Source organism: Croceibacterium aestuarii (genome assembly GCF_030657335.1).
Lineage (GTDB): Bacteria > Pseudomonadota > Alphaproteobacteria > Sphingomonadales > Sphingomonadaceae > Croceibacterium_B > Croceibacterium_B aestuarii.
In genome coordinates this window covers 2,022,025-2,044,829 of the sequence record NZ_CP131039.1, presented here as the reverse complement: position 1 = coordinate 2,044,829, position 22,805 = coordinate 2,022,025, and the positions used below count along the sequence as shown (strand labels likewise).

Below are 22,805 nucleotides of genomic sequence, written 5' to 3'. Positions count from 1 at the left end.
ATCCGCGCAGCCGCCTTGCATTGCCCCCGAAAACCTGTATGTGCGCCGCTTCCCGCTCACCCTGAGCATGTGTCGAAGGGCGGGCCGGGACGAAGAAAGCCGGAGGGGCCCCTGCACGGTGCGGGATCAGCCAGCGATCGGCATGGAGTGAAAGGAACGCCAAGATGGCTCTATACGAGCACGTCTTTCTCGCGCGTCAGGACCTGAGCCAGGCTCAGGTGGACACCCTGGCCGCCGCCGCCACCGAAATCATCGAGAAGAATGACGGCAAGGTCACCAAGACGGAGACCTGGGGCCTCAAGAATCTCGCCTACAAGATCGACCGCAACCGCAAGGCCCACTTCGTTCTGCTGAACATCGAAGGCCCGGGCACGCTGGTCGAGGAACTCGAGCGGCAGAACCGAATCAACGAAGACATCATCCGCTGGATCACGATCAGCGTCGACGAACACGAAAGCGGCCCCTCGGTCATGATGCGCAAGAACGAACGCGACCGTAAGCGTCGCAGCGAGCGGGGAGACGACTGATGGCCCGTCCTTTCTTCCGCCGCCGCAAGTCCTGCCCGTTTTCGGCCAAGGATGCTCCGCAGATCGACTACAAGGACGTGCGCCTGCTCCAGGGCTTCATGTCCGAGCGCGGCAAGATCGTGCCGAGCCGCATCACCGCCGTTTCCGCCAAGAAGCAGCGCGAGCTGGCCAAGGCGATCAAGCGCGCCCGTCACTTGGGCCTGCTGCCCTACATCGTGAAGTAAGGAGGACAGGCACATGGATATCATCCTCCTCGAACGCATCGAGAACCTCGGCACGATCGGCGACGTCGTTTCGGTCAAGGACGGCTACGCCCGCAACTACCTGCTTCCGCAGAAGAAGGCGCTGCGTGCCAACGAGTCCAACAAGAAGGTCTTCGAAGCCAATCGCGACCGTCTCGAAGCCGAAAACGCCGAACGGCGTACCGAGGCCGAAAAGGCCGGCAGCAAGGTCGACGGCGAAGAGATCGTCCTGATCCGCGCTGCATCGAACTCGGGTCAGCTCTACGGTTCGGTCAACGTCCGCGACGTCGCCACTGCGCTCTCCGAAAAGGGCCACGACATCGACAAGCGCCAGGTCATCATGGGTGCGCCGATCAAGACGATCGGCATGTTCGACGTGACCATCCAGCTTCACCCTGAAGTGCGCGTGACCGTCAAGGCCAACGTCGCCCGTTCGGACGACGAAGCCGAGCTGCAGAGCCAGGGTGTCGACATCCTCGCCCAGGCCTTCGAGGAAGAACACGAGGCCGCCAGGGCCGAGGGCTTCACCGAAGCGGTGGACCCGACGCTCGAGCCCGGCGAAATCCCCGCCGACATGCTCGAGGGCTCGACCGAAGACGATACCGAAGCCTGAGCGCGTCGGTACAGCAAACAAGCAAGGGCGCGGTCCGCAAGGATCGCGCCCTTTTCGTCGCCGGCACAGCGGTCCGCGGCGCCCCCGCACGTTGAATTGTCACAGAACGGGCGCTAACGGCGGTCATGGATTCCAGGACTGTCATCACCGAACTTGCGGCCATCTACGATGCCGCCGTCGAGCGGCTGCGCTCCGACATCGCCGCCTATGTCAGGGACGGCACCGCGCCGCCCGAATCCCGCCGCAGCGACGGGAGCTATTGCTATCCCGAGCTCAGATTGCGCTATTTCGGCGGCTCCCCGGTCGGCGAGCGGACGCGCTCGTTCGGCCGTCTGCATGAACCGGGCACATACGTCACCACGATCACTCGCCCCGACCAGTTCGAAGGCTACCTGACCGAACAGCTCGACCTGCTCATCGAGGATTTCGATGTCGAGATCGAGATCGGGCGGTCGGGCCAGGAGATTCCCTTCCCCTACGTCCTCGACGGGCAGCACGGCGCCGAAATGGTGGGGATCAGTCCGAACGAACTGGCCCGGCATTTTCCGACCACCGAGCTCGCTCTCATCGGCGACGAGCTGGCGGATTCGATCCTGGAGCGCCGCCCAGGCGAACCGCTGCCGCTGAGCCTGTTCGATGCCCTGCGCACCGACTTCAGCCTCGCTCGCCTGGCCCATTACACAGGCTCCGCGCCGCGCGATTTCCAACGCTTCGTCCTGCTTACCAATTACCACCGCTATATCGACGAATTCGTCGACTGGGCGGGTGAACAGATCGGCGACGGGACCTATACCGCGCTGACCGGAGCCGGCGGTCTTTCGCTGACCGGAAAGACCGCCAACGCCCGCGCGCAGCTCAACGAGACGACGTGGCGGAGCCACCAGATGCCGGCCTACCACCTCAAGGCCGCCGATGGCCTCGGGATCACTCTGGTCAATATCGGCGTCGGTCCGTCGAATGCCAAGACCATCACCGATCACCTCGCGGTGCTCCGCCCCGAAGCCTGGCTAATGATCGGCCACTGCGGGGGCCTGCGGCCCAGCCAGAAGATCGGCGATTTCGTGCTCGCGCATGCCTATCTTCGCGACGATCACGTGCTCGACGACATGCTGCCGCCGGAAATTCCGCTGCCCGCCATCGCCGAGGTCCAGCAGGCGCTCTACGGAGCGGCGGAGGAAGTCAGCGGCACGCACGGTGCCGACATCAAACAGCGCGTCCGCACCGGCACCGTCGTCACCACTGACGACCGAAACTGGGAACTGCGCTACACCCTGACCGCGCGCCGCCTGTCGCAAAGCCGGGCGGTCGCCATCGAGATGGAAAGCGCAACCGTCGCCGCGCAAGGTTTTCGCTTTCGCGTGCCTTACGGCACCCTGCTGTGCGTGTCGGACAAGCCGCTACACGGCGAGATCAAGCTGCCGGGGCAGGCCAACAAGTTCTACGAGGAGGCGATTGCTGCACACCTGCAGATCGGCATCCGCGCCTGCGAGCGGCTGCGCGCCGAAGGTCCCCGGTTGCACAGCCGCAAGCTGCGGGCCTTCAACGAGCCTCCGTTTCGCTGAAGAGGCTGCCGCAAGGGCCTGTGTTTACCGGAAAGTAACCGCCACCGGCGGACTGTAGCCGCATGGCCACCCATCCCTCTCCCGCTGTCCCTCGAGCCGATCGAAGGACGGTCGAGCGGGAAGAGGTCAGGCGCCCCGCGACCATGCGCACGTCCTATGCGGTTATCCCCGGTGAGATTTTCGACATCTCGACCGGCGGCGCGCGTTTCGAGGCGGAGAAGGTGCCGGGGCCGATGGTCTCCTGCCTTCTGGAATGGGACGACCGGGAAGTCTTCTGCCGGGTCATCTGGTCGAAACACGATGCCTGCGGCGTCGCCTTCGACAAGCCGATCCCCGTCGGCGCGGTGAGCGAAGCGGTCGAGGAGACGCGCCGGAGCGAGCCGCCGGCCGCCTTGCACAACATTCCGCTGGGAACGCGGCGCAACCGTTTCCGCATCGCGGCGCGGAATGAGGACGGCGAGCCTTCCTGAAAGCGCGCCCACCGGGCACGACCGGATAACCTCCGGCGCCAGCCAATCGCGGCAAGGCGCCGGAGAAGCTCACCAGCCCTGCGGTTTGCCCCTGTTCTGTTCGTCGAGCCACTTCTTCAGCGGAGCGAAGTACTCGACCATCGCCTTGCCGCTGATCTCGCGCGTTCCGGTGAAAGCCTCGAGCGCGTCCGGCCAGGGCTTGCTCGCGCCCATCGCCATCATCTTGTTCAGGTTTTCGCCGACCTGCTTGTTGCCGTAAAAGCTGCAGCGGTGAAGCGGGCCCTTCCAGCCGGCCTGGTCGCACGCCGCCTTGTAGAACTGGAACTGCAGCACGCGGGCGAGGAAATAGCGCATGTAAGGCGTATTGCCCGGGATGTGATACTTGGCGCCGGGATCGAAGGCGTCGGCCGGTCGCTCGACCGGCGGGGTGATGCCCTGGTATTCCCGCTTCAGGCCGACCCAGGCGTCGTTGTAGTGATCGGGCGTGATCGACCCGTCGAACACGCCCCAGCGCCACTTGTCGACCAGCAGGCCGAACGGCAGGAAGGCCACCTTGTCGAGCGCCTGGCGAAGCAGGAGGCCGATGTCCTTTTCGGGCCCGGGCACCTGCGACTTGTCGAGCAGGCCGATGTCGACGAGGTACTGCGGGGTTATCGACAGCGCGATGAAGTCGCCGATCGCCTCGTGGAAGCCGTCGTTCGCCCCCTCCATGTAGAGGTAGGGCTGCTTGTTGTAGGCCCGCTGGTAGAAGTTGTGGCCCAGCTCGTGGTGAATCGTGGTGAAGTCGTCCGAGTTGACCTTGATGCACATCTTGATGCGCACATCGTCGATGTTGTCCACGTCCCAGGCGCTGGCGTGGCAGATGACCTCGCGGTCGGCCGGCTTGACGAACATCGAGCGGTCCCAGAACGTCTCCGGCAGCGGAGCGAGGCCTAGGGACTTGTAGAAGTTCTCGCCGTAGTGGACCATGTCGAGCGGCCCCTTGCCGTTCTCCTTCAGCAGGTCGCCGACCTCGTAACCGATGTCGCCGGCTCCCTTCGGGGCCACGATCGGGTAGATGTTGCCCCATTCCTGTGCCCACATGTTGCCGAGCAAGTCGGCGCGGATCGGTCCCTTGGCCGGCTGCACCTCGTCGCCGTATTTCTCGTTGAGCTTGCTGCGGACGTAGGTGTGCAGCGCCAGGTAAAGCGGCTTCACGTCCTGCCATATCTTCTCGGTCATGGCGGCGAACTCGTCCGGGCTCATGTCGTATCCCGACCGCCACAGCGCTCCGGTATCGGCATAGCCGAGTTCCTGCGCGCCTTCGTTCATGATCTTCGCGAACTGCGTATAGTCGTCCTTCATCGGTGCGCCGACGCTGTCGTGCCAGCTCGACCACATTTCCTTGTATTCTTCGGGGGTGTGCGGCTTGCCCATTTCCGCCTCGGCGTCGACGCCGGAGATCGGCTTGCCATCGAGCATGGCCTGACCCTTGCCGTATTCGCTGCTCATCTTCGTGCCGAGCTTGCTTAGTTCGTCGGCTGCTCCGGGAACGCTCGGCGCGGGCTGGAGGATCGACAGGCGAAGCTTGTCGAGCTTGCGCCTGACGTCGGGATCCAGGCCCTGGACGTCGGCAAACTTCGCCGCCTCATTGGCATAATGCACCTGCTTTTCGGTCCCCACCGCGTTGATCCGCGCCGCCATCGCGTCGGTGTCCTGGGTAATGTAGGTGTAGTTGACCCAGTTGACCTGGTTCGCTTCGACGGACCAATCGAACAGGTCCTTCTCCGCCGCGGCGACGAAAGCGGCGGCACCTTGCGGCGTCAGCGGATAATTGGCCTCATCGACGTTCGATGAAGCCTCGGGCGCCTGTTGGGCCTGGGCCGAGGTATAGGCACAAAGCGAAGCGGCCAGCGCCAGCGGCGCGGCGAGAGTCTTGAATGTCATGAGTGCGAGCCTCAGCCAAATTTCCGGTTTCTGTTGGAACCGGTTTGCCCAAGTTCGGGGCACAATTCAAGCCGCGAGGAAGCGCACCATCTCCTCCGACAGCGCCTCTTCGGTAACCGAACTCATGTGCGTGCCTGGAATTTCGGCGAACGCTGCATCGGGCAGAGCTTCGACCAGCTTCATCGGAGATCCGTTGTCGCGATCCTTGTCTCCGCACACCACCAGTGTGGGGACCTTCACGTCCGCCAGTTCGCTTGCGACTGTGTCGTCCACCGCCTGCAGCAGCAGCCGAGCCGCCACCCGATCGATTTTCTGCGTCTTCATGAAGGCGACGGCCATGAACGCGGGATCGCCATTCTTCACTTCGTCGAAGCGGTCGATTGCATCGATGAAGAAAGCCGAGCGTCGGTTCCATCCGGCGAGACCTTCAAGCCCCATCCCCGCCAGCACCAGCTTGCGCGGCGCCATCCCGGTCAGCACGCAGCGCACCGCCGTCCGGGCGCCGAGCGAGAAGCCGCCGAGGTCGAAATCGTCGAGCTCGAGATGCGCCACCAGCGCCTTCGCATCGCGCACCAGCACATCGGGCGGATAGGCCGCCGGATCGTGGGGCCGGGCGCTATGTCCGTGCGCGCGCAGGTCGGGCATGATGGCTTCGAATCCCGCGTCGGCCAGTCGCTGGGCGTGACCGAAACGGATCCAGTTGGTCCGGGCATTGGAAAACAAGCCGTGCAGCAAGAGAACCGGGCGGCCGCTGCCCATGCGGTGGATGGCCAGTTCGGTGCCGTCGAAACTCGCGAACGTCTCGTAGTCGGCAGAACTCACCCGGGCACCTCGAGACCGGCTTCCTGCCATGCCTGGACGACGCTGGGAGTCTCGTCGCTCCGGTGGCGCGGGAGCGCCGAGGTGTCGATCCAGCTTTCGTGGAGACTCTCGGCCCCGGCGTGCGCCACCGGGTCGAGACCGTACGGCTCGTCAAGGCTGCCCAGGGTTATGTCGAGACCGGTCCGATTGTTGAACTTGAAGCCAAGCGGCGTCCCGCAGGCAGGGCAAAAGGCCCGCTTGGCAATCGGCGAACTCGCGTACCATGTCGGCTCGGCGTGCCACTCAATCTCACCGCCGGGAATCTGCACGAAGCTGGCGGCGAAGCCGCCGGTCGCGCGCTGACACATCCGGCAATGGCACAGGTAGGCTTCGGCATCGGCGAGATCGACCGAGTAACGGACCGTGCCGCACTGGCAACCGCCCGACTTTCTGCCTGTTTCAGTCATCATCGCCTTGCTCCACCTGACAGAAGCGGTATGCCACGGGGCCCGAACGGAGGACAAGTGGGCCGAACGATTGTCTAATTCGCCTCCGCGCCCTATCTGCCCGATAAGAGTTGCACTTGGAAACCCATGGCTGAAGCCGATCCCAGCATCGTCGAAACCGAAACCGAAGCACCTCCGGCCGAGAAGCGCCGTTGGGGGCGCCTTGCGCTGATGATTTCCGTTCCGCTGCTGCTGGTCATCGGCGCGGTCATCTACTGGCAGGGCATGCAGGGGAAGGTCTCTACAGACAATGCCTACATCCAGCAGAACATGGTCTCGGTCAGTGCCGAAGTCGGTGGCAAGATCGTCGAGGTGAACACGGCGGAAAACCACCACGTGAACGCGGGTGACCTTCTGTTCCGCATCGATCCCTCGACCTACGAGCTGCAGGTTCAGCAAGCCAATGCGGCGATTGCCAATGCGCAGGCCAACGTCACCGCACTGTCCAACTCTGCCGACCTCTCCGGCGCCGACATCGCGGCCGCGCGCGAAGACATCGCCTTCGCCCAATCGCGCTTCGCGCGGCAGAAGCAACTGATGGAAAAAGGCTTCACGACGAAAGCCGACTACGATGCAGCCCAGCACGCGGTCGAGCAGGCGCGCGAGGAGCTCCGGCAGGCGCAAGCCCGGCAGGCTGCCGCCAAAGCCCAGCTGGCAGAAGGATCCGCGGTTCCCGGCGAAAACCCGCAGATTGCCGCCGCCAAGGCCCAGAAGGCGTCCGCCGAGTTGGCGCTGCAGCGGACCGAGGTTCGCGCGCCTGCTTCCGGCCGCGTGGCCGAGGCCGATCGCCTGCAGGTCGGCAACCAGTTGCTGCCCAACTTGCCTGTGCTGACCATTGTTCAGGATGGCAGCACTTATGTCGAGGCCAACTTCAAGGAAACCGATCTCGACGAAATGCGTGTGGGCCAACCCGCCAAGCTCAAGTTCGACGCTTATCCGGGCCTCGAGCTAAAGGGTCACGTCGCCTCGATCGGGGCCGGCACGGGGTCCGAATTCTCCGTCCTCCCGGCACAGAATGCGAGCGGCAACTGGGTCAAGGTCACCCAGCGCGTCCCAGTGCGTATTGCCGTCGACGAGAAAAGCCCGCGGCCACTTCTCGCCGGCCTGTCCACTCACGTGACCGTTTACACCAGCGGAGAAAAGTAAGCCGTGGCGACCGCGGCTCCAGCGCGCGGTGAAGGCTCGCCTGCTGCCCCCGGTACCCCGCTGGAGGACGTGGCGTCCCTCCCCTCGATCAACCCCAACCTGATGATCGTCGGCGTGATGGGCGCCAGTTTGCTGCAGGTGCTCGACACGACGATTGCCAACGTCGCGATACCGCACATGCAATCCGCCCTCGGCGCCACGGCCGACAGCGTGACCTGGGTCCTGACGAGCTACATCATTGCCGCAGCCGTGGCGACGCCGATCACCGGCTGGCTGGCCGACCGGATAGGCGCTCGCCGCTTGTTCATCATGTCGACCGCGGGATTCATCCTGGCCTCGATGGCCTGCGGCACCGCAGTGAACCTTACCGAGATGGTGATCTTCCGGGCCATCCAGGGCGTCGCCGGCGCGTTCATCGCGCCCTTGAGCCAGAGCTTCATGCTCGATGCCACCAAGCCGAGCAAACACCCGCAAATGATGGCGCTCTGGGGCCTCGGGGTCATGATCGGGCCGATCGCGGGCCCCGTCCTGGGCGGCTGGCTGACCGAAAACTTCAACTGGCGTTTCGTCTTCTACGTCAACCTGCCGGTCGGCGTTCTGGCGCTGGTGATCCTGCTCGCCACCCTGCCTCATCGTCCCCTGCGCAAGCGAAGGTTCGACCTGGCGGGCTTCGGCTACATCGCGCTGGGACTCGCCTCCCTTCAGCTCATGCTCGACCGGGGCCAGCAACAGGACTGGTTCGCGTCCAAGGAAATCTGGGCCTATCTTGTAATGTCCGTCTCGGGCCTCTGGCTGACGGCGGTTCACTTCACGACCGCGAAGGAGCCGCTGTTCGAACGCGAGCTGTTCCAGGACCGCAATTTCGTGGTCTCGGTCATCTTCATGCTGATCGTCGGCCTGGTGATGTTCGCGGTCATGGCCCTTCTGCCTCCGCTCATGCAGCGCCTGCTCGGCTACGGAGTCATCGATACAGGCCTCGCCCTGATGCCGCGCGGCGTGGGCGTCCTGATATCGATGCAACTGGCGGGACTACTGGTCAGGCGCGGCCTCGATGCGCGCATTCTCGTCGCCTCGGGCTTCGCGATCGTCGCCGTATCGCTATGGCAGATGATCCATTGGTCCCTCGGCGTGGACTACAACCACATCTGGTGGACGGGCGTAATCCAGGGCCTCGGCATCGGCTTCATCTTCATTCCGCTGCAGACAGTCGCCTTTGCCACGCTGCAGCCTCGCTTTCGCACCGACGGGTCGAGCCTGCTCAACCTGACGCGCTCGATCGGCTCTTCGATCGGCATTTCGCTGACCACCGTCATGCTGACCCGGAGCCTGCAGACGAGCCATGCCGACCTCGCCAGCCACATCACCACCGGCACGAGCTCGGCGTTCGACATCTCCAAGATGGACCAGTATCAGACGGTCGGCGACGCGGCTTTCGCCATGCTTGATGCCGAGATCAATCGGCAGGCGGCCATGATCGGCTATCTGAACGACTTCTGGTTCATGATGTGGATTTGCGTCGCCTCGATCCCGCTGGTCCTGTTCATGAACAAGCCCGCCCGGCGGCGCAAATCGCCCGGCGGAGAGGCGGCGCCGGTGGTCCTGGATTAGAGCACCGGCGGCACTTCCGAAGATAGACGGGGCGCGCTCAGCCCTTCTGCAGGTGCCGGCGGCCGAGCAACTCCGCGATCTGCACCGCGTTGAGCGCCGCGCCCTTGCGCAGGTTGTCCGAGACGCACCATAGGGTGAGCCCGTTGTCGACCGTCGGATCCTCGCGCACGCGGCTGATGTAGGTGGCGCCGTCGCCGACGCACTCGATTGGAGTGATATATCCGCCGTCTTCTCGCTTATCGACGAGCATAAGGCCCGGCGCCTCGCGCAGGACGTCCATAGCTTCGGACGCGGAGATATCCTTTTCGAACTCGATGTTGATCGATTCCGAGTGGCCGACGAACACCGGCACGCGCACGCAGGTGGCGTTGACCTTGATCTTGGGGTCGAGGATCTTCTTGGTCTCGACCACCATCTTCCACTCTTCCTTGGTCGAGCCGTCGTCCATGAACACGTCGATGTGCGGGATGACGTTGAAGGCGATCTGCTTGGTGAACTTGCGCGGTTCGACCCGGTCGCCGACGAAGATCGCCCGGCTCTGTTCGAACAGCTCGTCCATGCCCTGCTTGCCCGCGCCCGAGACCGACTGGTAGGTCGAAACGATCACCCGCTTGATCGTCGCCAGGTCGTGCAGCGGCTTGAGCGCCACCACCATCTGCGCGGTCGAGCAGTTGGGATTGGCGATGATCATGCGCTTCTTGTAGCCGTCGATGGCGTCCGGATTCACTTCGGGCACGATCAGCGGCACGTCGGGCTCCATGCGGTACAGCGACGAATTGTCGATGACCACGCAGCCGGCAGCAGCCGCCTTGGGGGCGTATTCCTTTGCCGGGCCGGAGCCGGCCGCGAACAGCGCGATGTCGTAGCCGGCGAAATCGAAGTGCTCGATGTTCTTGCACTTGAGCATCTTGCCGGTGTCGCCGAACTCGATCTCCGAGCCGGTCGAACGCGAACTGGCGACCGCGGTCACCTCGTCGAGGGGGAATTCCCGCTCGGCAAGAACGGCGAGCATTTCACGCCCGACATTCCCCGTCGCACCGACAACAGCTACCCGGTAACCCATCACGCACTCCGCTCAATCCAATCGACCGCCCGGCCTACCCCCGGACGGGCGCGCTGCAATGCACAATTGCATGGCATCGTGCAAGTGAGGCTTCGCCTCAGGCGACCCCGGCGAGGTGCAGCACCAGCAGGATCGCTGCGCTGCCAGAGCCGACCAGGCCGACCAGCGCGATCCACCGCTTGCCGGCTTTACGCAGGATCGCCAGCACGTTGACCAGCGAAAACACCAGCAGGAACACCAAGCTGCCGCCCTCGACGAGCTGCTCGATTCCGCCGACAAGCACGAGAACGATCGCCGCCGCCGATATGACGATCGTCCCGAACCACGGCACGTTGCGCTTGTCGCGGCGGGCAAAGAGCGCCGGCATTTCGCCGTCCTGCGCCGCCTGCTCGGCCAAGCGGGCGGTGGCAAAGACGGTGGCGTTGATCGCCGAGCCGGCCGAGAAGGTCGCGGCAATCGATACGGCGATGAAGCCGACGGCCCCGAGCGCGTCGCGTCCGGCAATGGCCAGTGCGACTTCCTTGTTCTCGACGATGGCACTCGCTCCGGCGAGCATACCCGCCCCGAGTGCCACAAGGATGTAGGTCACCGTGGTGACAATGATCGCAGTCGGCATGGCAACGGCGATGGTGCGCGGGGCGTCGCGCATTTCCTCGTAGTCGTAGCTGAGCAGTTGGAAGCCTTCGTAGGCCATGAACACCACGCCCATGCCAATCAACGCATCGTGGAACCCGATCGGCATCCCGGCGTCGAGCGCCAGCCGCTCGGGCGCCCAGTGCCACAGGCCGAAGCCCGCCAGGCAGAGGAGAATGACGAGCTTGCCCCAGACCGCGATTTTCTCGAGCACAGTAGCCTCGGCCGCGCCGAGCAGGTTAATGCCCGCGAGCCCGACGATGGCGGCGATCCCCGCAAGCAGCGCGACCCAGTGCGGAGCGCCGAACACGAATGCGGCATAGGCCCCGAAGGTCACCGCATAGACGGACACCGTCAGCGTGTAGCCCGCGACCAGGACCCACACCGCCAACCGCGCGGCGGTGGTCCAACCCATCTCGCGCAAATAGGCGTATGAGCCGCCCGACTGGTTTATCTGCCGGGTCAACGCCGAATAGGAGTGCCCGGAAGCCAGCGCGACGATGCCCCCGAGCAGGAAGCTGGCCCAGGCCCAGTGCCCGGCAACCGAGATCACCACCCCGAGCGTCGAGAAGATCCCGCCGCCGATCATCCCCCCTACGGCCATCGCCCACGCGCCGCCGGGCCCTAGGGCACGATGCGGCGTCGCGTTCTGGTCGCGCCGCAGCTCAGCAGGCATGGGCGGGTATCATTCGGGCGGTGTCACTCCGTGGCTGGCGAGGAAACGCAGTATCGTTCCGTAAAGGTGCGGACTGATGACCGGCCCGCCGATCGAGTGGGTGTATCCGGGATAGAGCATCATCTCGAACGGCACGCCTTCGCCTTGCAGCTTAGCAATCATTTCGGAGCTGTTTTCGAACACCACGTTGTCGTCGCTCATGCCGTGGATCAGCAGCAGCGGATCGGCGATCTTGGCGGCTTCGTCGAGCGTGTTCGAGCGGCGATAGGCGTCCGGATCGGTTCGCGGGTCGCCCATGTACCGCTCGGTGTAGAACGTATCGTAGAGTTCCCACTTCGTAACCGGCGCGACCGCAACGCCGGCGGCGTAGAGCCCCGGATCGGCCTCCAGCTGCTTCAGCGTCATGTAGCCGCCGTAGGACCAGCCGAAGATGGCGATCTTCTTCGGATCGACGAACGGCAGCGTCTTGAGAAACTCAGCCCCGGCCTTCTGGTCCTCGACCTCGACCGAGCCCATTGCGTGGTAGATCGCCTTCTCGAAATCCACTCCGCGGTTCGAGGAACCCCGGTTGTCGATCTCGAACCAGATATAGCCTGCGTCGACGATCGATTGTTCGAGCGCCCCGCCCCAGGCGCGCGTGACCTGCTGCGAATGTGGCCCGCCGTAGTGCGAAAAGAATACCGGATAGCGCTTGCCCGGCTGCATCGCGAGCCTGATCATCTTCCAGTGCAGCGTTTCGCCGCTGGGCCCGGTGATCGTGCCGAATTCGGCGGCGCGGTGGCTGGCTAGAAAGGGGGTATAGGGATGATTGGCATCGAGCGCGTTCTGTTCGACCCAGGCGACCCGCTTCCCCGCGGAATCGGCCAGGTAGGTCTGCGGCGGCTGACGGCCGTTCGACCGCGTCACCAGCAGCGACCGGCCGTTCTTGTCCATCGTCGCCGAATTGGCGAAGTCGATGTCGGTGAGCCGCTTCGGCTCGCCGCCGTGCAGGTAATCGAGCGAATAGATCTGCTTGGCGAGGACATCGTCCTTGGTGGCGGTGAAGAATAGCGTTCCCGCCTTCTCGTCCACGCCGTCGAGGTCGCTGACCACCCAATCGCCGTGGGTCAGCTGAGTCCACTTGCCGTCGGCGAAGCGGTACAGGTGGCCGAAGCCGCTGCGCTCCGAGCGCCAGATCAGGCTGCCGTCGGCGAGGAATTTGTACGCATCGGTCAGGTTGATCCAGTGGCCCTTGGCGGCATGTTCGGTGAACATCACCCTGCTATGCCCGGTAGCCGGATCGACTTCGAGCATGTCGAGCCGCTCCTGCTTGCGATCGATGCGCTGGACGTAGAGCGTCCGGCCGTCAGGCGCCCAGTCGACCCGCGCAAGATAGATGTCGGGGTTGTCGCCGAGGTCGACCTTCACGCGCTCGCCGCTGCCGGGGCTGATCACATAAAGCGCGACATCGACGTTGGGCGTTCCCGCCGCCGGATAGCGCTGGTCGAACGTGCGCGTGCCGCTCGCGCCGATCGCCGCGCGGGTGACGACGCCGACGGGAGACTCGTCGAACCGCTCGACCGCGATGCGCGCCTCGTCGGGCGACCACCAGTAGCCCGTCTTGCGGTCCATTTCCTCCTGCGCGACGAATTCCGCCTCGCCCCAGTGCACCAGTTCGCCCTCGTCGGGAGTGATCGCCTGCGCTTCGCCGGCAAGCTTGCCGACGTAGAGCCGATTGTCGTGGACGAACGAAAGGTAGCTGCCTTTCGGGCTCAGCGCCGGATTGAGCGCGCCCGGCATGCCGCCCGCCAGGCGTGTGACCGTCCCGTCGACGTTCACGAGGTAGAGGTCGCCGTCGAGCGGGACCAGCAGGCTCTGCCCGTCGGCATTCCACGAATAGCTGACGATGCCCTTGAGCGAGCCGATCCGGGCGCGCTCGCGCTGCATCTTCTCGGCTTCGGACAACTCGCGGCCGCTGCCCAGCTTCGCTGAATCGACCAGCATGCTCCAATCGCCGCTCTCGCGGTCGAAAGCCCACAAGTCGTAACGCTCCTTGTCGTCGGCGCGGTTGCGCAGCACGGTCAGGTAGCGCCCGTCGGGCGACAGTCGGGCAAGGCGCGGCGTCTGCCCGTTGAGCGAGGGACTGGCGAAGACGCGTTCGAGCGTCAGCCCGCCCGGCTGAGCGGTTGTCATGGTCTGCTGGTTCTCCTGTCCGAAGGCGTTAGCCGGAAGGATTGTCAACGCAAGCGAAGCCGCAAGAAGGCGGCGGCGAAAAGGGATCATAGGGTGGAAAGCGACTCCAAAACAAAAAAGGGCGCCCCGATCGGAGCGCCCCTTTTCGTTACGACTGAAACCGCCTGAAGAAAAGCCTCAGCTTTCCTTCTGCACCTCGCGGCGCTCGGCGATGCGGGCGCGCTTGCCGGTGCGGCCGCGCAGGTAATAGAGCTTCGCCCGGCGCACCACGCCGCGGCGGACCACGGTGATGCTCTCGACGTTCGGCGAGTAGAGCGGGAAAACGCGCTCGACGCCCTCGCCGAAACTCATCTTGCGGACGGTGAAATTGCTGTTGATGCCCCGGTTCGAACGGGCGATGCACACGCCTTCGAAGTTCTGGACACGGGTGCGTTCGCCTTCGACGACGCGCACGCCAACGCGCAGCGTGTCGCCGGCGCGGAATTCGGGAATATCCTTCCCGAGCGATTCGATGGCTTCCGCCTCGAGCTGCTGAATCAGGTTCATTTGCCCTGGTCCTTCGTTTCACGCCGCGCGCCAGAGGCAGGTCGGTCCCGAACGCCGATATGGCGCTCCCAAAGGTCCGGCCTGCGTAACCGTGTATCGTTCTCGGCGCTGGCTTTACGCCATGCCGCGATCTTCGCATGATCCCCCGATCGCAGCACTTCAGGGATCGTGCGCCCTTCCCATTCGACAGGTCGGGTATAGTGCGGATACTCGAGCAACCCTTCCTCGAAGGATTCCTCGGCCCCGCTTGAAGGCGCGCCCATTACGCCGGGAAGCAGGCGAATGCAAGCGTCCAGAAGGGCGATCGCGGCGGGTTCTCCGCCCGACAGCACGATGTCGCCCAGCGAGACCTCCTCGACATCGCGCGCGGCGAAGATCCTTTCGTCGAATCCCTCGAAGCGGCCGCACAGGATCGTCACCCCCGGCCCCGCCGCCAGCTCACGCACGCGGGCCTGCGATAGCGGTGTGCCGCGCGGGGTCATCGCCAGGACCGGCGAGAGCGGCTGCATGCTGCGCGCATGGTCGATCGCCGCGGCCAGCACGTCGACCTTGAGCACCATCCCCGCCCCGCCCCCGGCCGGCGTATCGTCGACCGTGCGGTGCTTGTCGGTGGCGAAGTCGCGGATCTGCACCGGCTGACAGCTCCAGACGCCTTCGGCCAGCGCACGTCCGGCCAGGGAAATACCCAGCGGCCCGGGAAACATCTCGGGATAGAGCGTTAAGACGGTGGCGGCGAAGGTCATGCGCCGCCCATGCGACGGGAAAGGCGGCGAACGCAAGTCAATGGACGATTGCATAATCATCGGCGCCGGACCCGCCGGGCTGACCGCGGCGATCTACCTCGCGCGCTACCACCTCTCGATCCGGCTGTTCGATTGCGGAACGAGCCGGGCCAGCCTGATTCCCTGCACCCACAACCATGCCGGCTATCCCGACGGTATTTCCGGCAAGGAATTGCTCGGCCGGATGTATGCGCAGGCGCGCAAGTACGGGGCGATCCGCGAAGAAAAGAAGGTCGAACACCTCTTTCGGACCGGCGATCGTTTCACCGTCGGCACCGACAGCGGCACTTATACCGCGCGCACCGTCCTGCTCGCCACCGGAGTGGTCAACAAGCGGCCCGGGAGCCTTCCCGATGCAGTCCACGACGCGGCGCTCGGCGCCGGAATGCTGCGGTATTGTCCGGTCTGCGACGGCTACGAAGTGACCGACAAGCGCGTGGCGGTCATCGGCACCGGCCAGCACGGTACGGCGGAGGCCCTGTTCCTGCGCGGCTTCACCGCCGATATCACGCTGGTTTCGCCCGAGGACGCGCACGAGCTCGACCCAGCGTGCCGAGCCGAACTCGACGAAGCCGGGATCGCCCAGGTTGCCGGTCCTTGCGGCGGCTGGAAAATCGAGGGCAAACGCCTCGCCTTCGACACCGCGAGCGGCCGCCTGGCTTTCGACAGCGTCTATCCCGCGCTCGGCTCCACGGTTCGCTCAGGCCTGGCGGCGCTCGCCGGAGCCGAAACGACCGACGACGGCTGCGTGGTGGTCGACGACCATCTCGAAACGACCGTTGCGGGCCTGTTTGCCGCGGGGGACGTCGTCATCGGCCTCGATCAGATCAGCCACGCCATGGGCCAGGCCGGCGTTGCCGCCACGACGATTCGCAACCACCTCGCGGCCGAACGTCCGCTTCGCCGCTAGCCCAGCTTGCGATAGAGCATGATCCCCCAGGCCAGCCGCCCCTCGTCGGCGCCGGCAACCCAATGTTCGAGGCCGGCAATCATGCGGTCCACGAAGGCATCGCTCGCCGCCAGTTCGCCGCGACGGGCGTCGAGTTCCTGCTGGACCCTGAAGTAGTGGTTGCGCAGCTGCCGGCTCAGATCCTCGACAGCGACTGGCTCGAATCCGCGCGCGACCAGTTTCTCGCGGTAGAAGCCGAACGAGGCGAGGTCCGGCAGGTGGATCCGGTCGTAAATCGGCTGCAGCTGGCTGGTGTCGTCGAGATCGTCCGCCTGCATCGGATCGGTGAACACGAAAAGCCCGCCCGGCTCGATGACCCGAGCGACCTCGTCGAGCACCGCTGTGCGGTCCGGCGCGTGGAGGATCGCATCCTGGCTCCAGACCACTTCGAAAGCGCCGTCGCCGAATGGCAGATCGTCGAACGATCCATCGATCACCTCGATCCGAGCGGACAGCCCGGCTTCCGCGGTAAGCTGGCGGTTGCGCGCGTTCTCGACCGAGGAAATGTTGAGACATGTCACGTGCCCGGCGCCGTGCCGGCTGACCAGGCGCCGCGCGCCGCCGCCATATCCGGCTCCGATGTCGAGCACGCGCTTGCCCGCCAGGTCGCCAACCAAGTCGGCCATGCGGTCGACCGTCTCTTTGCTCGCCTCGCGGATGTCCCCCGTCTCTTCGTAGATGCCGATGTGGATGTCCTCGCCGCCCCAGATCTTGGAATAGAACTCGTCGGCTTCGGCGCTGTCGTAATAGTCCCGCGCTGTCGCGGTGTCGGCCTCAGTCGGCATAGCTCTTCTCCGCGATGTGGATGAAGAAGTCCGGATCGGTCTCCTCGCCCTCTTCCTGGAAATCGCCGTAGGTGTGGATCTGCTGGAACCCGACGTCGCGCAGCAAGCCGCGGATGTAGTCCTTGCGGATCGGGCACATGTTAAGGTGGTACTCGCTGCCGTCGGGAAAGCTGTACTTGAAGCGTGCCAGGCTCTCGTCGACGTATTCCGGCTCGGCGGTCACTTGGTCGCCGCAATAGTAGAACTTGTGCTTCGTGCTGAACCCGTCATCGAGAATGGTATCGTAGTTTCGCTGGTCGAGGATCAGGATCCCGTCGTGCTTCAGCGCGGCGTAGAATTCGGCCAGGGCACGCCGCCGGTCGGCTTCTTCGTGCAGGTGCGTGAAACTGTTGCCGAGACAGATGATGGCGTCGAACTTGCCGTGCACGTCCTTGTTGAGCCAGCGCCAGTCTGCGTGGACGGTCTTGAGCACGAGGTCGCGATCGGACGCGTTCCTGAACGCCATCGCCAGCATTTCGGCCGAGCCGTCTGCAGAGGTCACGTCGAAGCCGGCCTTGAGCAGCTGAATCGAATGAAACCCGGTGCCGGTGGCCACGTCGAGCACCGAGGTCTTGCCGCGCGCCTTGAGCACATCGATGAAGAAGCGCCCCTCGCTACGAGCGCGCGCGTCCCAGTCGATCAGGTCGTCCCACTTCTGCACGAAGCCGCGGACATACTCCTCCTGGTACTTGTCGGTCTCCCTGACCGCGTTCGGGTCGGGGCCGTATTCCTGTTTGGATTTGGGGGCGAATCTCGTTCTCGATCCTGAAACGATCGGACTTCTCCCTTCCCTGGCGCAGCTCGCGCAAACCGCAGCCGCGTTGCGCGGCCCGGATCGCGGGGGCTTGTGGATGGCGTACATTAGAACAGGTCGCCTCCCGGGTTTCAACCATCGGACAAAATCAACGGAATTTCAGGGGGATCGTAAATTTCGAGCACTGCCATGGCGCGCCGCCTGCCAGTTGTGGTAGCTCTGGGCCATGGAAAAGCTCGGCGGGACATTCACCCTTGGCGACCGCACCGTCCACCGGATGGGCTACGGGGCGATGCAGCTGGCCGGACCAGGGGTCTTCGGCCCACCGCGTAATCGCGACGAGGCGCTCGCCGTTCTGCGCGAGACGATAGAGCTCGGCATCGATCATATCGACACCAGCGACTATTATGGCCCCCACTCGGTCAACCGGCTGATCCGCGAGGCGCTCGAGCCCTATCCGGCCGGCCTGGTGCTGGTAACCAAGCTCGGCGCCCGGCGCAGCGAAGACGGCGACTGGCTTCCGTGGAGCGCTCCCGACGAACTCGAGCAGGGCATCCGCGACAATATGGAGCACCTCGGCATCGAGGCGGTCGAGGTCGCCAACCTGCGGCTGATGTTCGGCCATGTCGGACCCGCAGAAGGCGATATCCGCCCGCTCCTCGAAGGGCTGATCGCCTGCAAGGAGAAGGGCATCCTCAAGCACATCGGCATCAGCAACGCTACCCCGGCGCAAGTCGCCGAGGCCCGGGCGATGACCGAAATCGCCTGCGTGCAGAACGCCTACAATCTCGCCCACCGCGGCGACGATGCGATGATCGACGAACTCGCCGAAGCCGATATCCCCTACGTCCCGTTCTTCCCCCTCGGCGGCTTCAGCCCGCTGCAGTCGGCGACGCTGGACCGCGTGGCGGCGGGCCTCGGCGCGACACCGATGCAGGTCGCGCTCGCCTGGCTGCTGCAGCGTTCGCCCAACATCCTGCTGATCCCTGGCACGTCGTCGCGCGCCCACCTGCGCGAGAACGTCGCGGCCGCCGAGCTGGAACTGCCCGCCGACGCTGTGGCCGAGCTGGACTCGATCGGCGGCTAAGTCAGTCGCATTTGACGAAAACCACGCCGTCTCCCTCGATCGGGTGACCAGCGATGCTGATCGCGCCCGAGGCCGGTGGCAGGATAGCCAGGCCGTCGGGGCCGCGGGTCTCGACCGGTGTGCTTTTCAGCGGCGCGTCGTAGTGGATCGCGGGATCGCCGCCCACGCTCAGCGCGGCAGTCTGCTGCTTGCCGTTGACCATGCCCTTGAACAGGGCGAGCCCATTGGCATTTGTGGTGACGCGGAAGTCGGGCTGCGAACAATCGGCGCCCGCGCCCTTGGCCACCCAGCTGCCCACCACGTATTCGCTAGTGACCGCGATGCCGCCAGCCCGGGCCGGATCGCGGTCGCGCGCCGGCGGGTCCTTCGCGTCTATCGATTGCGGCAGGATCGTGCCCTCGCCCTGCATACAGATGCTCGCATCGGCCACCTCGCCGGTAACGCTGACATAGTCGCCGGGCCCGAAATCGGCCTCGCCCAGCGACAGGGCCCAGATTTCGCCATCCGGGGTGTGCAGCACCGGACATTCGACGCCGCTCTCGATACGGCCTTCCTTGGTGACGAGGTTCGGCTCGCCCGACGGCCGGGTGGCGAGGGAGGGGCTTGCGCCCTCCGCGGCCGAGGGGCGGTCAGCGTCGGGCGCAGAACCTGCAACGGTCTCGTTCGATCCGCAGGAAACGAGCGCCAGCGACGCGAATACGGCGATGCTTGCTTTGTAACTGGTCATACCCGACCAGTGCGTTGGCGACGGTGAAGTTCCGGGCTGCTAGTCGGCGAAGTCGGCGGCGACGATCACCTTCTCGTCGTCCCACGCGGGCACCGCGGCCTCGATCATCGGCACCATGAAGCGCTTGCCGTCGGGCCGTTCGATTTCGAGGACGTCGCCGGCGCCGTAGTTCTCGACTGTCACGATCGTGCCGAGGGTCTCGCCCGCCTCGGACAAGGCAGGCAGGCCCAGCAGGTCGGCATAGTAGTATTCGCCCTCGGCGAGCGGCGGGAGCGCGCTGCGGGGCACGGTGAGGACGGTGCCGCGCAGCTGTTCGGCGGCGGTTCGGTCGGCCACTTCGGCAAACCGGGCGACCGCCCCGCCCTTCATGTCGTCGCGCACCTTCTTGAGCGTCAGCGCGCCGTCGTTGAAGCTCTTGTGGAGCTTGAGGGTCTCGAGACCTTCGCCGAACAGCTTCAGACGGACTTCGCCCGTCACGCCGTGCGCGCCGGTGACGGCAGCAAGCGTGACGGGCTTGTCCTGTACCAAGGCGGGTTAGCCCTCGGCCTTCTCTTCGCCGGCCTCTTCGGCCGGAGCTTCCTCGGCGGCAGCTTCCTCGGCCGGGGCCTCTTCCGCGGCAGCTTCCTCGGCCGGAGCCTCATCCTGAGCGGCAACGTCCTCGGCGGGGGCCTGCTCGGCAGCGGCTTCCTCGGCTACGGCCTCTTCCTCGGCGGGCGCAGCTGCGGCGGCCTTGGCGGCCTCTTCGGCCTCGGCGAGCTTGGCGGCCTTCTCTTCGGCGCGGTCCTTCGCGGCCTGGCCCGGCTCACCCTTCTTGGGATTGTTGCGGGGGGCGCGCTCCTTGATGCCGGCGGCATCGAGGAAACGGGCGACGCGGTCCGACGCCTGCGCGCCGACGCTGAGCCAATGCCGCGCGCGGTCCTCGTCGATCTTCACCCGGGCCGGGTCGTCCTTGGCCAGCAGCGGATTGTAGACGCCGATCTGCTCGAGATACTTGCCGTCGCGCGGGGAGCGGCTGTCGGCGGCCACGATGCGGTAATACGGACGCTTCTTTGCGCCACCGCGCGAGAGCCTCAATGCAATTGCCATTTCACTTCACCTTTCTGAATCAAATACCTGTAAAATCATTTTTTCTTGAGAAAGTCTGCCATGTCGGGCGGAACCTGGCCGCCGGGCATTCCGCCCCCGGCTCCGCCGCCGCCCCCCAAAGCGCCACCCATGCCGCCGCCCGCGAAGAGCTGGCCGAGGCCCTTGAGCCCGCCCATCTTGCGGATCTGCTTCATCGCCCGGCCCATTTCCTGGTGCATCTTGAGCAGCTTGTTGACGTCCTGAACGTCCCTACCGGCCCCGGCCGCGACGCGCTTCTTGCGCTTGGCGTTCATCAGTTCGGGTCGGGCGCGTTCCTTGGGCGTCATCGAGCCGATGATCGCGTCCATGTGGACCAGCACCTTGTCGTCCATGCCGCTCTGCGCCATCGCCGCCTTGGCCTTCTTCATGCCCGGCAGCATCCCGGCGAGCATGCCCAGCCCGCCCATGTTCTGCATCTGCTTGAGCTGCATGCGCAGGTCGTTCATGTCGAACTTGCCCTGCATCATGCGCTTGGCGAGCGCTTCGGCCTCCTCCTCCTTGATCGATTCGGCGGCCTTTTCGACGAGGCTGACGACATCGCCCATGCCGAGGATGCGGCCGGCGACCCGGTCGGGGCTGAACGCCTCGATCGCGTCGAGCTTCTCGCCGGTGCCGGCGAACTTGATCGGCTTGCCGGTGACCGCGCGCATCGACAGCGCCGCACCGCCGCGGGCGTCGCCGTCCATGCGGGTCAGCACGACGCCGGTCAGCGGCACCTCGTCGGAGAACGACTGCGCGACGTTGACCGCGTCCTGGCCGGTCAGCGAATCGACCACCAGCAGCACTTCGGCCGGGCTGGCGACCGCGGCGACGGCCTTCATCTCGGCCATCAGCGCTTCGTCGACGTGGAGCCGGCCCGCGGTGTCGAGCAGCAGCACGTCGACCGCCTGCAGCTTCGCGGATTCGAGCGCGCGGCGGGCGATGTCGACCGGCTGCTGGCCCTGGACGATGGGCAACGTGGCGACAGAGACCTGCTCGCCGAGCACCGCGAGCTGCTCCTGCGCGGCCGGACGGTTGACGTCGAGCGACGCCATCAGCGCCTTCTTGCCGTGCTTTTCCTTGATCAGCTTGCCGAGCTTGGCGGTCGTGGTGGTCTTGCCCGAGCCCTGCAGGCCGACCATCATGATTACCGCCGGCGGGCGCACGTCGAGGTTGAGCGGCGCGGTGCCCTCGCCGCCGAGCATCGCGACGAGCTCGTCGTTGACGATCTTGACGACCTGCTGGCCGGGGGTGACCGACTTGAGGACGTTCTGGCCGACCGCCTTCTCGGTTACCGCGGCGATGAAGTCGCGCGCCACCGGCAGGGCCACGTCGGCCTCGAGCAGCGCCACACGCACCTCGCGCATCGCGTCGCGCACGTCCTGTTCGTTCAGGCTTCCGCGCCCGCGCAGGCGGTCGAAGACCCCGGTCAGGCGATCGGACAGCGTGTCGAACATAGGCTCAGGTCACTCCAAACGGCAAAAACGCCGGCGGACGAAACCTCGTCAGCCAGCGGGGCACAAGTCCCTGAAAACTCGATGAATGGTGGAGCCTAGCGGGATCGAACCGCTGACCTCTACAATGCCATTGTAGCGCTCTCCCAGCTGAGCTAAGGCCCCGTGCCATTCATAAACCGGCCCACCCTGGGAGGTGCGCCGTCCTTGCGGAGGCAGCCCTTTATGGGCTGCCTCGCGATTTCGCAAGCCTCAATTCAAACCTCAGCTATCATCCTCGTCGTCGTCGTTCGCCTTGGTCACGCCAAGATCGTCGTCGCCGCCGAGATCAACATCGTTGTCGGGCGAATCGTCGTCCTCGTCGATATCCTCCAGCTCATCGTCGGCCAGGTCGGAATCGGATTTCTCCTCTTCCTTCTTCTTCTCGGCTTCCTCGAACGGGATCGGCTGCTTCGATTTCAGGACCGGTTCGGGATACCACTCGTTGCCGCATTCGATGCAGGTGACGGGATCGTCCTTACCCAGGTCGTAGAAGCGCTCGGCGCACTTGGGGCAGGTGCGTTTGGTGCCCCATTCTGGCTTGACCATTGTATATCCTCGATGCTTCCCGTGACATACACGGGACTGAATAAT

24 protein-coding genes and 1 tRNA gene are annotated in these 22,805 nt (G+C 65.1%); 9 read left to right on the top strand and 16 right to left on the bottom strand.

What is annotated here, in order from left to right; translation table 11 throughout:
• Positions 1-164 precede the first annotated feature (164 nt).
• The 5 genes from rpsF to Q7I88_RS10085 all read left to right on the top strand — a co-directional run bounded on the left by rpsF (position 165) and on the right by Q7I88_RS10085 (position 3,414).
• Positions 165-527 carry a 30S ribosomal protein S6 gene (rpsF, locus tag Q7I88_RS10105; protein ID WP_305095792.1) on the top strand — a complete coding sequence of 121 codons (363 nt, stop codon included), beginning with the start codon at positions 165-167 and terminating at the stop codon, positions 525-527.
• Positions 527-751, top strand: a complete 225-nt coding sequence (gene rpsR, locus Q7I88_RS10100; protein WP_305095791.1) for a 30S ribosomal protein S18 — start codon at positions 527-529, stop codon at positions 749-751. Before rpsF ends, rpsR begins: the two co-directional genes overlap by 1 nt.
• 13 nt (positions 752-764) lie before the next feature.
• Positions 765-1,382, top strand: a complete 618-nt coding sequence (gene rplI, locus Q7I88_RS10095; RefSeq protein WP_305095790.1) for a 50S ribosomal protein L9 — start codon at positions 765-767, stop codon at positions 1,380-1,382.
• Between the two features lie 125 nt (positions 1,383-1,507).
• Positions 1,508-2,944, top strand: a complete 1,437-nt coding sequence (locus Q7I88_RS10090) for an AMP nucleosidase (RefSeq protein WP_305095789.1) — start codon at positions 1,508-1,510, stop codon at positions 2,942-2,944.
• 62 nt (positions 2,945-3,006) lie between these two features.
• Positions 3,007-3,414: a PilZ domain-containing protein gene (locus Q7I88_RS10085; RefSeq protein ID WP_439648337.1), complete on the top strand. Its 408-nt coding sequence runs from the start codon at positions 3,007-3,009 to the stop codon at positions 3,412-3,414.
• A 69-nt stretch (positions 3,415-3,483) separates the two neighbouring features.
• Here Q7I88_RS10085 and Q7I88_RS10080 read toward each other — a convergent pair whose 3' ends face one another.
• From Q7I88_RS10080 to Q7I88_RS10070, 3 genes are all read right to left on the bottom strand, one after another.
• Entirely contained in the window at positions 3,484-5,340 is a 1,857-nt protein-coding gene (locus tag Q7I88_RS10080; RefSeq protein WP_305095787.1) for a M2 family metallopeptidase, read from the bottom strand.
• Between the two features lie 66 nt (positions 5,341-5,406).
• Positions 5,407-6,162, bottom strand: a complete 756-nt coding sequence (locus Q7I88_RS10075; RefSeq protein ID WP_439648336.1) for an alpha/beta fold hydrolase — start codon at positions 6,160-6,162, stop codon at positions 5,407-5,409.
• On the bottom strand, positions 6,159-6,611 hold the full coding sequence (locus Q7I88_RS10070; RefSeq protein ID WP_305095786.1) for a GFA family protein: 453 nt from the start codon (positions 6,609-6,611) through the stop codon (positions 6,159-6,161). The genes Q7I88_RS10075 and Q7I88_RS10070 overlap by 4 nt, the downstream gene beginning before the upstream one ends.
• Positions 6,612-6,734: 123 nt before the next feature.
• On the opposite strand from Q7I88_RS10070, the gene Q7I88_RS10065 reads away from it, so the two are divergent.
• Positions 6,735-7,793: an HlyD family secretion protein gene (locus Q7I88_RS10065; RefSeq protein WP_305095785.1), complete on the top strand. Its 1,059-nt coding sequence runs from the start codon at positions 6,735-6,737 to the stop codon at positions 7,791-7,793.
• 3 nt (positions 7,794-7,796) lie between these two features.
• On the top strand, positions 7,797-9,401 hold the full coding sequence (locus Q7I88_RS10060) for a DHA2 family efflux MFS transporter permease subunit (protein ID WP_305095784.1): 1,605 nt from the start codon (positions 7,797-7,799) through the stop codon (positions 9,399-9,401).
• Between the two features lie 37 nt (positions 9,402-9,438).
• Here Q7I88_RS10060 and Q7I88_RS10055 read toward each other — a convergent pair whose 3' ends face one another.
• The 5 genes from Q7I88_RS10055 to trmD all read right to left on the bottom strand — a co-directional run bounded on the left by Q7I88_RS10055 (position 9,439) and on the right by trmD (position 15,234).
• Positions 9,439-10,464 (bottom strand): aspartate-semialdehyde dehydrogenase, encoded by a 1,026-nt coding sequence (locus tag Q7I88_RS10055; protein WP_305095783.1) that lies wholly within the window; start codon positions 10,462-10,464, stop codon positions 9,439-9,441.
• Between the two features lie 97 nt (positions 10,465-10,561).
• Positions 10,562-11,773, bottom strand: coding sequence for an APC family permease (locus Q7I88_RS10050; RefSeq protein ID WP_305095782.1), 1,212 nt, complete (start codon positions 11,771-11,773; stop codon positions 10,562-10,564).
• 9 nt (positions 11,774-11,782) lie between these two features.
• Positions 11,783-14,035: a S9 family peptidase gene (locus Q7I88_RS10045; RefSeq protein ID WP_439648335.1), complete on the bottom strand. Its 2,253-nt coding sequence runs from the start codon at positions 14,033-14,035 to the stop codon at positions 11,783-11,785.
• 87 nt (positions 14,036-14,122) lie between these two features.
• A complete protein-coding gene (gene rplS, locus Q7I88_RS10040) occupies positions 14,123-14,491 on the bottom strand; it encodes a 50S ribosomal protein L19 (protein WP_305095780.1) in 369 nt (122 codons plus the stop codon).
• Positions 14,488-15,234, bottom strand: a complete 747-nt coding sequence (gene trmD / locus Q7I88_RS10035) for a tRNA (guanosine(37)-N1)-methyltransferase TrmD (protein WP_305095779.1) — start codon at positions 15,232-15,234, stop codon at positions 14,488-14,490. The genes rplS and trmD overlap by 4 nt, the downstream gene beginning before the upstream one ends.
• 40 nt (positions 15,235-15,274) lie before the next feature.
• On the opposite strand from trmD, the gene Q7I88_RS10030 reads away from it, so the two are divergent.
• Positions 15,275-16,183, top strand: coding sequence for an NAD(P)/FAD-dependent oxidoreductase (locus Q7I88_RS10030; protein WP_305095778.1), 909 nt, complete (start codon positions 15,275-15,277; stop codon positions 16,181-16,183).
• Here the strand turns inward: Q7I88_RS10030 and Q7I88_RS10025 are convergent.
• Positions 16,180-17,007 (bottom strand): SAM-dependent methyltransferase, encoded by an 828-nt coding sequence (locus Q7I88_RS10025; protein ID WP_305095777.1) that lies wholly within the window; start codon positions 17,005-17,007, stop codon positions 16,180-16,182. The two genes, Q7I88_RS10030 and Q7I88_RS10025, sit on opposite strands and share 4 nt — an antisense overlap.
• Entirely contained in the window at positions 16,997-17,821 is an 825-nt protein-coding gene (locus tag Q7I88_RS10020) for a glycine/sarcosine N-methyltransferase (protein ID WP_439648387.1), read from the bottom strand. Before Q7I88_RS10020 ends, Q7I88_RS10025 begins: the two co-directional genes overlap by 11 nt.
• A 205-nt stretch (positions 17,822-18,026) precedes the next feature.
• On the opposite strand from Q7I88_RS10020, the gene Q7I88_RS10015 reads away from it, so the two are divergent.
• Positions 18,027-18,887 carry an oxidoreductase gene (locus Q7I88_RS10015; RefSeq protein WP_305095775.1) on the top strand — a complete coding sequence of 287 codons (861 nt, stop codon included), beginning with the start codon at positions 18,027-18,029 and terminating at the stop codon, positions 18,885-18,887.
• 1 nt (position 18,888) lies between these two features.
• Here the strand turns inward: Q7I88_RS10015 and Q7I88_RS10010 are convergent, their stop codons facing one another.
• From Q7I88_RS10010 to Q7I88_RS09985, 6 genes are all read right to left on the bottom strand, one after another.
• Positions 18,889-19,614: a DUF5818 domain-containing protein gene (locus tag Q7I88_RS10010; protein ID WP_305095774.1), complete on the bottom strand. Its 726-nt coding sequence runs from the start codon at positions 19,612-19,614 to the stop codon at positions 18,889-18,891.
• Between the two features lie 39 nt (positions 19,615-19,653).
• Positions 19,654-20,142 (bottom strand): ribosome maturation factor RimM, encoded by a 489-nt coding sequence (gene rimM / locus Q7I88_RS10005; RefSeq protein WP_305095773.1) that lies wholly within the window; start codon positions 20,140-20,142, stop codon positions 19,654-19,656.
• Positions 20,143-20,148: 6 nt separating this feature from the next.
• The gene (gene rpsP / locus Q7I88_RS10000; protein WP_305095772.1) at positions 20,149-20,700 is read right to left on the bottom strand and encodes a 30S ribosomal protein S16; all 552 of its coding nucleotides are present in this window, start codon (positions 20,698-20,700) and stop codon (positions 20,149-20,151) included.
• A gap of 35 nt (positions 20,701-20,735) precedes the next feature.
• A complete protein-coding gene (ffh, locus tag Q7I88_RS09995) occupies positions 20,736-22,175 on the bottom strand; it encodes a signal recognition particle protein (protein WP_305095771.1) in 1,440 nt (479 codons plus the stop codon).
• Positions 22,176-22,261: 86 nt separating this feature from the next.
• Positions 22,262-22,337, bottom strand: a tRNA-Ala gene (locus Q7I88_RS09990).
• 99 nt (positions 22,338-22,436) lie between these two features.
• Positions 22,437-22,760: a TIGR02300 family protein gene (locus Q7I88_RS09985; protein WP_305095770.1), complete on the bottom strand. Its 324-nt coding sequence runs from the start codon at positions 22,758-22,760 to the stop codon at positions 22,437-22,439.
• Positions 22,761-22,805: the final 45 nt, after the last annotated feature.